This window comes from Streptosporangium sp. G12 (assembly GCF_052983175.1).
Window position 1 is genome coordinate 210,772 of the sequence record NZ_JBRIQO010000004.1, and the last position, 12,585, is coordinate 223,356.

A 12,585-nucleotide genomic window follows, 5' to 3' on the forward strand; every position below is an offset into this window, starting at 1 on the left:
TTTCGGCCGCGGGCCCGGTAGTTCACGCAATCGCGTTGGAGGTTAGTACGCAAAAGACCCGCTCTGTGCACATATGACCAGCTTGGGCGGGCATCGGGAAGGGTCTCTTTCTGGAAAGAAACCTTTCAGTTAGTTCTGCGGTCGTCAGTGTTACACCTTCGCCCCAAGGGCGCAAGGGTCACTTTCGTGTGGTTTTTGTTGCCTCTGTGAACCTCTCCCCAAAGTCTTGCGCACCCCTTACGATCATGTAAGACTGACGCTCGATTTTAAATAGTAAAGATTCTTTCCTGTAGTGCCCCCGGTGCCCGCACACACCGAGTGCATATACATCCGATCTTTAGTGGGAGGTTCACTTGGTGAACCTGACCGTCCCCCAGCTGCTCGGAGACCGGGCCCTCACCGACCCCGACGGGGTCGCGCTGATCGTGCACGGCTCGGCTCAGCTCACCTACCGCCAGTGGCACGAGCGCTCCACCGCGCTCGCGAACAGCCTGGTCACGCGAGGTGTCGTCCGGGGCGACCGGGTGGGCCTCGTGTTCGGGGCCGCGGACTGGGCCGACTACGCCGTGGCGTTCTGCGGGGTCCTGGCGGCCGGAGCGGTGGCCGTACCGCTCTCCGACCGCCTCACCCTCGACGACCTGCGCTTCATGCTGGAGAACTGCCGGGCGACCGGCGTCGTCCACGCCACGGGCCTCGCCGTGCCCGAGATCGGCTGGAGCGCCACGGTCGACGGCCTGAACGTCGAAACGTCCTATGAGAAGGCCGATATCGCGCCTCCGGAGCCCGGGGATCTCGCCCAGATCCTCTACACCTCCGGTACGACCGGCCGTCCGAAGGGCGTCTCGGCGACCCATGCCAATCTGGCCTACGGCTGCGGTGGCAAGCGCCGCCCGTTCGCGCACTCCAGGCACCTCGTCCACGCCTTCCCGATCGGGACCAACGCCGGGCAGGCGATGCTGATCAACGCGCTCGACGCCCAGCCGGCCGTCGTGACGCTGCCGCGCTTCACCCCGGCCCGCTTCGCCTCGCTGATCGAGTCCTACCGCGCGGGGACGGTCTTCCTGGTCCCCGCGATGGCCATCGAGCTGATCAACGCGGGGGTGGCCGAACGGCACGACCTGTCCAGCGTGCTGCTGCTCGGCTCGGCCGCCGCGCCGCTGCCCTCGGCCGTCGCCCAGGCGCTGACCACGGCCTTCCCCAACGCGACGATCACCAACTACTACACCTCGACCGAGGCCGCCCCGGCTCAGACGATCATGATGTTCGACCCGGACCGGCCGGGAAGCGTCGGCCGCGCCATCGCCGGGGGACGGGTCAGGATCGCCACCGCGGAGGGGGAGCCGCTGGCGCCGGGGGAGACCGGGGAGGTCTGGATGCGATCCCCCGCGGCGCCGCGCGCCTACTACGGCGACCCCGACAGCGGGACCTTCCGCGACGGCTGGGTGCGGATGGGCGACCTCGGCTACATCGACGCCGACGGCTACCTCTATCTCGTCGACCGTGAGAGCGACGTGGTGAAGTCAGGGGCCTTCAAGGTCTCCACGATCCACGTCGAGGAGGTCGTCTACCGGCATCCGGCCGTGATCGAGGCCGCCGCGTTCGGGGTTCCGCACCCCGTGCTCGGAACCGTCGTCACCGTGGCCCTCGCCACCAGGGAACCCCTCACCCCCGAGGACCTGCGGATCTTCCTCAAGGACCGCCTGGCCCCGCACGAACTGCCCGCGCACGTCATCACGGTCGACGCCCTGCCGCGCAACGCCGGCGGCAAGGTCGACAAGAAGGCCCTGCGCCGGACGATGGAGGGCGCGTGATGGCCGGGGTCCCGTCCGAGAACACCTCCGGGCCGCCGCGGGAAAGCACGTCCGGGCCTGGGCCCGCGAGCGCGTCCGAGCCCGCGCCCGCGGGCCTGCCGGAGGTGACGTTCACCCAGCAGGGGATGTGGGTGACCGAGCAGACCGTGGGCGGGGGCGCCGCCTATCACATGCCGATGCTCGTCCATCTGCGCGGCGACCTGGACACCGGCGCGCTCCTGGCGGCCTGCGCGGCGGTGGTCGCACGCCACCCGATGCTGGGCAGCGTGGTGGCGGAGGTGGACAACGAGCTGCGGCTGGTGCCCGGAGCCGGGGTTCCCGTACGCGAGGCGGTGATCTCTTCCGGCTCTGCCGACCCCGACGCCGTCACCGGTGGTTCCCCGCCGGACGCGCCGGACGCGCCGGATCCGTCGTCCGAGAACACCGAGAACGCCGAGAACGCCGAGAACCGCGGGAACCGCGGGAACGCCGAGGGCGGTGAGAGCGGCGAGCGGTACGGACGGGCCGTGCGGGCGGCGGTGCGGGAGGAGATCCTGCGCGAGTTCGACCTGGAGAAGGGCCCGCTGGCCAGGTTCACCCTGTTCGGGATCGGTCCCGGGCGGCACCTGCTCCTCTTCGTCGCCCACCACCTGATCTTCGACGGCCAGTCGAAGGACATCCTGGTGCGCGACCTGGCCGCCTTCTACAACGGCGAGCCGCCGCCCCCGCTGCCCGCGATCGACCACGGCCGGGCCGAGCGCGAGCGGGTGGCCGCCCTGCTTCCCGGCGCGCGGGAGTTCTGGAAGCCCCGCTGGCGCGATCCGGGCGAGACCGTCGTACTCGGCCGCGCGCTGCGATCCCGGCGGGCGGGCGAGGGCCGGGTGCTGCGGTTCACCGTCGATCCGTCGATCACGCCCCGCCCGTCCTCCGTTCCGTCTTCGGGCTCCTCCTCCGCGTCCGTTCCGTCTTCGGGCTCCTCCTCCGCGTCCGTTCCGTCTTCGGATTCCCTTTCCGCGTCCGGTCCGTCTTCCGCCCCCTCTTCGGGCACGCAGACCCCCGGCCTGACCCGGTTCGAGGTGCTGCTCGCCGCGCTGCACACCCTGCTCCTCGGCTACGGCAACACCGCGGTGACCACCGCCGTCGACCTGTCCACCCGGCCCCCCGAGGCCGCCGGCCACATCGGCCTGTTCGTCAACGAACTCCCGGTCGCCTCCAGCCCGTCCCCGGAGGCGACCTTCCGTGAGTTCGCCACCGCCCTGCGCGCCGAGCTGCGGGAGGTCTACCGGTTCCGCCAGGTGCCGCTCTCCCGGGCGATGCCCCGCCTCCGTCCGCACGCCGCGCTGGTCCCCGTCTCCGTCAGCTACCGCACCCGCCGCGACGCGGACCCGGTGTTCGCCGGGCTCGACACGTCGGTGGAGTGGACCGTCTTCAACCACGCGGTACGCGGCGCGCTGCACCTGCAGTGCGTGGACGGCCCCGGCGGGCTGCGGATCAGCCTGCGTCACGACCCCGAGACGGTGCCCGACGCCGACCGGTTCGCCGACGACCTGCGTCTCCTTCTGGAACGCGCCATGCATGACCCTGACCTGTCACTGCACGAAATTCTGGAGAACGAGATGGGTTCCGTCACCACGCTGACCGACCAGGTGCGCGAGATCTGGGAGGAAGTACTGGGCATCTCACCGATCGCCGACGACGACGACATCTTCGATCTGGGTGGCCACTCCCTGACCATCACGCAGATCATCGCCCGCATGCGCAAGCGCCTGGACATCGAGGTCTCCCTGGACGCCTTCTTCGACAACCCGACGATCGCCGGGATCGTAGATTCACTCGGCGATGACTGAGACCCTCGACGGGCTCCGTCTCTCCCCCCTCACCGACGACGACCTGAAGCTTCTGCTCCTGGTCAGGCACTTCGAGCTCAAGCTCCTGGAGCTGTACGGCAGAGGCGACCTCAACGGCACCACGCACACCTGCCTGGGCCAGGAGTACGTCCCGGTCGCGCTGCGGTCCCTGCTCGGCCCGGCCGACCACGTCTTCAGCAACCACCGGGGACACGGTCACTACCTGGCCAGGTTCCGCGACCCCCACGGCCTGCTCGCCGAGATCATGGGCAGGGAGGGCGCGGTCTGCGGAGGCGTCGGCGGCAGCCAGCACATCCACCGCGACCGCTACATGTCCACCGGCGTGCAGGGCGAGAGCATGCCGGTCGCCGCCGGGGTCGCGCTCCACCTCAAGCGCTCCGAGCCCGGCACCCTGGCCTGCGTGCACATCGGCGACGGCACCTGGGGCGAGGGCGCGGTCTACGAGGCGCTGAACCTCGCCGCCCTCTGGAAGCTCCCGCTGCTCGTCGTGGTGGAGAACAACGGCATCGCCCAGTCCACCCCGACCACCGCGCAGATGGCCGGCACGGTGGCCGGCCGGGCGGCGGCCTTCGGCATCCCGCACCGGCTGGTCCCCTCCACCGACGTCAACGAGATCCGCCTCTCGCTGGAACGCGAGATCGCGCGGGTGCGCGAGGGGCAGCCGCTGGTGGTCGAGTTCGTCACCCACCGCCTCGGGCCGCACAGCAAGGGCGACGACATCCGCCCGGCCGACGTCGTACGGGCCGCCAGGGACAACGACTGGTACGCCCGCTACGCCCACGACCATCCCGAGCACTTCCACCGGTTCGACGGCGTCGTCAAGGCCGAGGTCGAGGCCGTCGCCGACGAGGTGGCCGCGCGCCCGCCCTCCCGATGGGAGGGATCGTGCGCGTAGCGGAGAACCTCAACGCCGCCCTGCACGGGCTGCTGGACGACGATCCCACCGCCTACGTGCTCGGCGAGGACATCCTCGACCCGTACGGTGGCGCCTTCAAGGTCACCAAGGGGCTGTCCACCCGCTTTCCCGAGCGCGTGATCGGCACCCCGATCAGCGAGGGCGCGCTGACCGGCGTCGCGGCGGGACTGGCGCTCACCGGCAACACGGCCGTGGCCGAGATCATGTTCGGCGACTTCGTGGCGCTCGCCTTCGACCAGCTCTGCAATTTCGCGAGCAAGTCGGTGTCGATGTACGGCAGGCGGCTGCCGCTGCGGATGGTGGTGCGCTGCCCGACCGGTGGCGGCCGGGGCTACGGTCCCACGCACAGCCAGAGCCTGCAGAAGCACTTCGTCGGCATGCCGGGACTGTCGCTGTACGAGATGTCCCCCTTCCACGACAACCGCGCGGCGTTCGCGGCGATGCTGGAACGGGGCGAGCCGTGCGTGTTCTTCGAGGACAAGGTCCTCTACACCCGGCAGATGGAGCGGGTGGACCCGCTGTTCCTGATGAGCCGCGACGGGGACCTGGCGGTGGTGGACGTCCGCGACGCGGGCGGCCGCCCCGACTGCGTGGTCATCGCTCCCGGCGGGATGGTCCACCGGGTGCTGGGCGCGATGCGCTCCCTGATGATGGAGGAGGAGATCTCGGTCCGGCTGCTGGTCCCCTCCCGGCTCTACCCGCTGGACGCCGACGCGCTCCTGCCCCACCTCGGGGACGTCGTCCTGGTCGCGGAGGAGAGCACCGCCGGGGGCACCTGGGGCAGCGAGGTCGCCCACCTGCTGCACGCCCGCCTCTGGGGTCGCCTGCGCGGACCCGTCCGCCTCGTCCACTCGCGAGCCTCCGTCATCCCCACCGCCGCTCACCTGGAGAACGAGGTCCTGGTCGGGGAGTCCACGATCCACCACGCCGTACGGGAGGCCCTGCGTGGCTGACATCCACGTCCCCAAGCTCAACAACAACGACACCGAGTACCTGATCGTCGAGTGGCTGGTGGGGAACGGCAAGCCCGTCATCGCCGGGGAGCCGATCGCCGTCCTGGAGACCTCCAAGGCGGCCGACGAGCTGGAGGCGGAGGAGACCGGCTACCTGCACCACGCCGCCGCCCTCGGCACCTGGATCGCTCCCGGCGCGCTCCTCGCCCGCGTCACCGCCGAGGCGGCCCCGCAGTCCGCCTCTGTGCCCGCCCCTGGGCCCGCCTCCGTGCCCGATGACGCGCCCGAGGTCGTGGCCTCCGCGGACGCGGTGGGGCAGGAGGACGCGCCGGTGGCGGAGCCGGTCGTCACCGCTCCCGCCCGCGCCGCCATGGAGGAGCTCGGTGTCTCCCACGCCGAGGTCGCGTCCCTGGGACTGGCCGTCATCCGCAGGGCCGACGTGGAGGCCGTGGCCTCCCGCCGTACCGGACAGACGGCCTCCGACGTGCGTGAAGACGTGCGCGAGGACGTGAGGGAGGGCGCGCCGCAGGACACGCGGCAGGCCATGCGGGAAGTCGTGCCGGGAGACGTGCTGGAGGACGTGCCGGAACCGGTCGTGAACGCGGGGGCGCACCGCCTCTCGCGGGTACAGCGGGCCGTCGCGCGCGCCGTCACCACCTCGCACGGCACCATCCCCGCCGCGTACACCGTCGTGAGGTTCGAGGTGGGCCCGCTGCTGGAGCGGGCCAGGGGGCTGAGCAGGGAGGTGCGCAGGCCGGTCGGCCTGGCGGAGCTGTTCGTCCAGGCCGTGGCCGCGCTGCACCCCGCGTTCCCGCTGTTCTTCGCCTCGCTCGACGGGGACCGGGCGCATCCGGCCGACGCCCCGCGCGTCGGCGTCACGTTCGACATGGGCGAGGGCCTGTACGTGCCGGTCGTCCACGACACCGGCTCGCTCAAGGCCATCGCCGACGCGCTCATGCGCTACCGGCTCGCCGCCACCGAGGGCGACTTCCGCGAGAAGGACCTCACCGGTGCCAACATCGCCGTCACCCTGCACACCGACGCCGACGTCATCCTCGCGATCCCCCTCATCTTCCCCGGGACGGTCTGCGCTCTCGCGATCACCTCGCCGCAGCCCGAACTGACACTCGCCGAGGACGGCACGGTGACCTCGAGGACCGTCGCCAACATCGGCCTCGCCTACGACCATCGGCTGATCAACGGCAGGGACGCCGCGCTCTTCCTCGCGGCCCTCCGGACGGAGTTACAAGCGTGACCGAGACAACGCTGTCGGACGCCAAGAAGGCGCTGCTCGCCAGGCGGCTGAAGAGCAGGGGAGCGGCGCGGGCCGCCGTCGCCCGCCGCGCCCCCGGAACCGTCCCGCCCCTGTCCCACGCCCAGGAACGCCTGTGGTTCCTCGAGCAGTACCGGCCGGGCACCACCACCTACACCGTCCCCGTCGCGGTGCGCCTGCGCGGGGACCTGGACGCCGACGCGCTGCGCCGGGCGCTGGACGAGATCGTCGCGCGTCACGAGGCCCTGCGGACGCGGTTCCTCACCACCGACGACGGCACCCCCGAGCTGGTCATCGACGAACCGGGGCCCGCCGCGCTGCGCGTCGCCGAGGCGGACGACGTGGACGCCGCGATCGAGCTGCTCGACGCCGACCTCGCCGTCCCGTTCGACCTGGAGCGCGGCCCGCTCCTCCGCACCGTGCTGGTCAGGATCGCGCCCGACGACCACGTCCTCCTCATCGCCGCCCACCACACCGTCATCGACGGCTGGTCCAGCGACCTGCTCATCCGCGAGCTGCTCGCCCTGCACGACGGCGGGACCCCGCCGCCCGCGCCGGTCGGCTACGGCGACTACGCCCTCTGGCAGCGGGGCCGCGACCACCGCCGCGAGATCGACCACTGGCGCGACCGGCTCGCCGGGCTGCCCGCCATCGAGCTGCCCACCGACCGGCCGCGCCCCGCCGAGCAGCGCCACGAGGGAGCCGCCCTCGACGTCCGGGTGGACGCCGACCTCACCCGGCGGCTCGCCGAGCTGGGCGCCGCGGCCGGTGCCACGCCGTACATGACGCTGCTCGCCGCCTTCCAGGTCCTGCTGGCCCGCTACTCGGGGCAGACGGACTTCGCGGTCGGCTCCCCGGTCGCCGGGCGCGGGCTGCCCGAGCTGGACGGGGTCGTCGGCATGTTCGTCAACACCCTGGTCATGCGCGCCGACCTGGCCGACGACCCGTCGTTCACCACCTTCCTGACCCGGACGCGCGAGACCGCGCTGGACGCCTACGCGCACCAGGAGCTCCCGTTCGACCAGCTGGTCAACGAGCTGAACGTGGTCCGCGACGTGAGCCGGTCGCCGCTCGCGCAGGTCACCTTCGCGCTGCAGAACTTCAAGGCGGGCGAGGAGGACGGGCGCGTCTCCTACCTCACGCTCCCGGCCAGGACCACCCGCTTCGACCTCGGCCTCTACCTGTTCGAGAGCCCCGACGGCGGGCTGGTCGGCCACATCGCCTACGGCACCGCGCTGTTCGACCCGGAGACCGTCGAGCTGCTGGCGGCGCGCTTCGAGACGCTGCTGCGCTCGATCGTGGCGGACCCGGACACGCGGGTGGGAGAGCTGTCGCTGCTCTCCGACGACGAGCGGGACCTGGTCCTGGGCTTCGGCTCGGGACCCACCCTGCGGCCGTCCGGCCACGACCTGCTGCACGACCTCGTCACCGCGCAGGCCGCGCTCACCCCCGGCGCGACGGCCGTGGTCCACGAGGGCTCGCCCGCCCCGGGCACGGTGCCCGCGGCGCGCGGCGTCTCCGGTCCGCGGAAGGCGTCCGCGGCGCGCGGCGGTTCGGGGACGGCGTCCGCGGCGGGCGGCGGCTCGCTGACGTACGCCGAGCTCGACGAGCGCTCCACCGGGATCGCCGCCCTGCTGAGGAACCGTCACGGCGTGGGCCCCGACACCAGGGTGGGCGTCTTCCTCGAACAGTCCACCGACCTGGCGGCGGCCGTCATCGGCGTGCTGAAGGCCGGTGGCGCCTACGTGCCCCTCGATCCCAAGCAGCCCCGCGACCGGCTGGCGTACATGCTCGCCGACGCCGGGGCCGTCGCCGTCCTGACCACCTCCGCGCTGCGCGACCTGCTCCCCGACGTCCCCGGCGCCCCGGTGATCTGCCTGGACTCCGAGGCGCTGGACGAGACCGGGTTCGAGCCCCCGGAGGTCTCGCCCGGCCACCTCGCGTACGTGATCTACACCTCGGGCACCACCGGGCGGCCGAAGGGCGTCGGGGTGCAGCACCGGCAGGTGCTCAACTACCTCGCCGGGGTCAGGGAGCGCTTCGAGGTCGAACCCGGCGCGGTCTACACGCTGCTGCAGTCGCTCTCGTTCGACTTCGGGGTGACTATCTTCTACCTGTCGCTCATGACCGGCGGAGAGCTGCACCTGGCCGACCCCCAGGCCCCCGCCGAGGAGCTCGCCGGGCTGCTGAGGGGCACCGACTACCTGAAGATGACCCCCTCCCACCTCGCCTCGCTGCTCGCCGCGGTCGACGACCCCGCCGAGCTGCTCCCGCGCAAACTCCTCGTCCTCGGCGGCGAGGCCTCCAGGTGGAGCTGGGCGCGCGAGCTGACCGCGCACACCACGGTGGTCAACCACTACGGCCCCACCGAGGCCACGGTCGGCATCTCCACCCACGCCGTCACCGGCGAGCACGAGCGGGCGCTGAACCTGCCGATCGGCAGGCCGCTGCCCGGCGCCGGGGTCTACGTGCTCGACGAGCACCTGCGGCTGGTCCCGCCCGGCATGACCGGCGAGATCTACCTCGGCGGCGACCGGCTCGCCCGCGGATACCTCGGACGCCCCGGCCTGACGGCCGAGAGGTTCCTGCCCGACCCGTACGGCGGGCCCGGCGCCCGCATGTACCGGACCGGCGACCTCGGCCGCTGGCTGCCCTCCGGCGACCTGTGCTTCCTCGGCCGCCGCGACCTGCAGGTCAAGGTCAGGGGCTACCGGGTGGAGCTGTCGGAGATCGAGTCGGTGCTCGCCGGCGAGCCGGGGATCGCGCACGCCGTCGTCGAGCTGCGCGCGGACCGGCTGGTCGCGTACGTGGTCGGCGAGGTGGGCGGGGAGCAGATCAGCGTCAGCGAGCTGCGGACGCGGCTGGGCGAGCGGCTTCCCGAGTACATGATCCCCGGGCGGTTCGTCTGGCTGGACGAGCTGCCCCTGAAGTCGCACGGCAAGGTCGACCGGGCCAGGCTGCCCGAACCCGACGAGGCGCGACCCGACCAGGAAGCCGGATTCGTCCCGCCGGAGACGCCCCTCGAAGAGGCGATCGCGGCGGTGTGGGCGAAGGTGCTCGGACTGGTCCAGGTCGGTGTGCTGGACGACTTCTTCGACCTGGGTGGTCATTCGCTGCTCGCCGCGCAGGTGGTCGCCCGCCTTCGGAAAGCCATTCCCGAAGGCGGGCGCCAGGTCACGATCCTGGACCTGTTCAAGCACCGGACCGTCCGCGAGCTGGCGCGGCTCGCCGAGACGGCCGACGACGGCCCGCGGATGCTCCTGCACCGGCTCACCCCGCCCCGCGCGGCCACCTCGACCCTGGTCTGCGTGCCGTACGGCGGCGGCAGCGCGGCCATCTACCAGCCGCTGGCCGACGCGCTGCCGCAGAACTGGGCGCTGCACGCGGTCGCCGTCCCCGGCCAGGAGATGGGGCTGATCGAGGCGACCCGGCCGGTGGGGGAGGTCGCGCGGGACTGCGTGGAGGAGATCCTCAAGGAGGTCCGCGGCCCGCTCGCGCTGTACGGGCACTGCGGGCTCGGCGTCATGCTGATCGTGGAGATCGCCCGCCGCCTGGAGGAGATGGGCCGCCCGATCGAGGCTCTCTACTTCGGCGGTGTCTTCCCCTTCGCCCGTCCCGCCTCGGTGCTGGCCAAGCTGTCGAACCTGACCGACCGCCTGCGCAGCGACCAGATCTGGGCCAACGCCCTGCGGGCCGCGGGTCTCGAAGTGGACGACCTGGAGCCCGACCAGCTCAAACTGGTGATCGACAACCGTCGCAAGGGCACCAGGGAGGCGGAACGCTACTTCACCCGCCTCTTCGAGGAGGGCGTCGAGCCGCTCGGGGCGCCGATCATCTCGGTGGTGGGCGACCGCGACCCGGTCACCGAGTTCCACCAGGAGCGCTACCGAGAGTGGCATCTCCTGAGCGACTCCACGGCCGTGGTCGTCCTCGACGAGGCCGGGCACTTTTTCCTGAAATATCGGGCGGAGGAGCTCGCCGCCGTCGTCACCGGCACCCACCGGGCCATCGCCTCCGGCGACACGGCGAAGCTGGCCCGTACCGACCGGTCCACCTGGTGGCTCGGCGGCGTCTCCACCCAGGACGCCCTCACGGAGATCGCCCCGGCGACGACGGCACCGGCGCTCATCGGTGCGGGACCGACCGCGTCCGCTTCCACCGGTCAGGGGACGTCCGCGCCCGCTCTTCCCGGCCCCGGCACGGGCGGGGCCCCACCGGGGACGGGACAGCCGGTCGCGACGGACCCCCCGGCGCGCTCCGGTCCGCCGCCCAGCATGAAGCGGTTCGCCACCGTGGCGGCCGGACAGCTCGTCTCGATCGTCGGGTCGTCGCTGACCGAGTTCGCCATCCCGCTGTGGATCTACATCACCACCGGCTCGCTCCCCATGATGGCCCTGTTCTCCGTCCTCGCGCTGGTCCCCGGCATGCTGGTGTCCCCCCTGGCCGGTGCCCTCGTCGACCGCCACGACCGGCGCAGGGTCATGCTCGCCGGAGACATCGGCGCGTTCGGCACCCAGCTGGCGCTGGGCGTCCTGCTGTGGACCGGCAACCTGCAGATCTGGCACATCTACCCGCTCCTGGTCCTGCTGTCGGTCGCGCTGACCTTCCAGCGCCTCGCCTACAACTCCGCCATCCCGCAGCTGGTCCCCAAGCGCTTCCTCGGCCACGCCAACGGCGTGGTCCAGATGGTCACCGGTACCGCCCAGCTGGTCGTCCCGCTGGCCGCGGTCGGCCTGATGGCCGTGATCGGGCTGGAGGGCATCCTCGTCCTGGACGTCGTCTCGTACGTCTTCGCGATCGGGGTGCTGCTCTTCGTCCGCTTCCCGAAGACCATGGCCTGGAAGCGCAGGGAGTCGCTGGTCGCCGAGATGGTCGAGGGCTGGAAGTTCTCCTGGGGCAACCGGGGCTTCCGCGGCATGCTGTTCTTCTTCGCGGTGCTGAACATCTTCCTGTCCCCGCTGTTCCTGCTCATCTCGCCGCTGGTCCTGGGCTTCGCCACGCTGGAGGACGTCGGCCGGATCTCCTTCTTCGGTGGCCTGGGTGTCTTCCTCGGCGGCCTGACCATGACCGTCTGGGGAGGCCCGCGACGGCACCGGCTGCGCGGCGTCATGCTCTCCACCCTCGTCCTGAGCCTCTTCTGCCTGGTCACCGGCCTGCAGCAGAACCTGGTCCTGATCGCGGTCGGCGCCTTCGGGATGTCGTTCTGGCTGACCATGCTCAACGGCGTCTACGCCACGATCATCCAGGTCAAGGTGCCGCAGCGCTTCCACGGCCGTGTCATCGCGCTCAACACGCTCATCGCCTGGTCCACCCTGCCGGTCGGCTTCGGCCTGGTCGCCCCGTACGGCAGCAAGCTGTTCGAACCGCTGCTGGTTCCCGGGGGGCCGCTGGCCGACACGGTCGGCCTCGTGCTCGGCACCGGCGAGGGCCGGGGCGTCGGCCTGATGTACGCGCTGTTCGCCGTCGCCATCGCGGTCACGGTGCTGGTCGCGATGCGGACCCGCACGCTGTCCAGGTTCGACATGGACGTCCCCGACGCGCTCCCTGACGACCTGGTCGGCTTCCAGGCCATCCAGAGGCGTCAGGAACGCGAGCGTGACGAGCCGGTCGCCGAGGTGATCTCGATCAGAAGGTGACCTCGCCCTGACCGGCGGAACACCGGTTCTCCCTGGCCCTTCCCGGCGATCCGCCCGGACGGGACCGGGAGAACCGGAGGACCTGGAAAGAACAGGTGGGAAAAGCGCGGACGGGGCGCGGCCGGTGGCCGCACCCCGTCCTCTCGCGT

At 71.7% G+C, this 12,585-nt stretch carries 6 protein-coding genes; all 6 read left to right on the top strand.

Annotated features, from left to right (window positions below; genetic code table 11):
• Window positions 1-356 precede the first annotated feature (356 nt).
• From ACVCAG_RS08030 to ACVCAG_RS08055, 6 genes are read left to right on the top strand one after another with little or no spacing between them, the layout of a single operon-like run.
• Window positions 357-1,811: an AMP-binding protein gene (locus ACVCAG_RS08030; protein ID WP_440083060.1), complete on the top strand. Its 1,455-nt coding sequence runs from the start codon at window positions 357-359 to the stop codon at window positions 1,809-1,811.
• Window positions 1,811-3,637 (top strand): condensation domain-containing protein, encoded by a 1,827-nt coding sequence (locus tag ACVCAG_RS08035; RefSeq protein ID WP_440083061.1) that lies wholly within the window; start codon window positions 1,811-1,813, stop codon window positions 3,635-3,637. The genes ACVCAG_RS08030 and ACVCAG_RS08035 overlap by 1 nt, the downstream gene beginning before the upstream one ends.
• Window positions 3,630-4,553, top strand: coding sequence for a thiamine pyrophosphate-dependent dehydrogenase E1 component subunit alpha (locus ACVCAG_RS08040; protein ID WP_440083062.1), 924 nt, complete (start codon window positions 3,630-3,632; stop codon window positions 4,551-4,553). The genes ACVCAG_RS08035 and ACVCAG_RS08040 overlap by 8 nt, the downstream gene beginning before the upstream one ends.
• A complete protein-coding gene (locus tag ACVCAG_RS08045) occupies window positions 4,544-5,527 on the top strand; it encodes a transketolase C-terminal domain-containing protein (RefSeq protein ID WP_440083063.1) in 984 nt (327 codons plus the stop codon). Before ACVCAG_RS08040 ends, ACVCAG_RS08045 begins: the two co-directional genes overlap by 10 nt.
• Window positions 5,520-6,782, top strand: coding sequence for a 2-oxo acid dehydrogenase subunit E2 (locus ACVCAG_RS08050; protein ID WP_440083064.1), 1,263 nt, complete (start codon window positions 5,520-5,522; stop codon window positions 6,780-6,782). The genes ACVCAG_RS08045 and ACVCAG_RS08050 overlap by 8 nt, the downstream gene beginning before the upstream one ends.
• Window positions 6,779-12,436: an amino acid adenylation domain-containing protein gene (locus ACVCAG_RS08055; protein WP_447189631.1), complete on the top strand. Its 5,658-nt coding sequence runs from the start codon at window positions 6,779-6,781 to the stop codon at window positions 12,434-12,436. Before ACVCAG_RS08050 ends, ACVCAG_RS08055 begins: the two co-directional genes overlap by 4 nt.
• Window positions 12,437-12,585 lie beyond the last annotated feature (149 nt).

What these genes read in the sequence shown, in the direction of transcription:
- ACVCAG_RS08035 (WP_440083061.1), top strand. Translation starts at nt 1,811, where the DNA reads ATGGCCGGGGTCCCGTCCGAGAACACCTCCGGGCCGCCGCGGGAAAGC.
- ACVCAG_RS08040 (WP_440083062.1), top strand. Translation starts at nt 3,630, where the DNA reads ATGACTGAGACCCTCGACGGGCTCCGTCTCTCCCCCCTCACCGACGAC.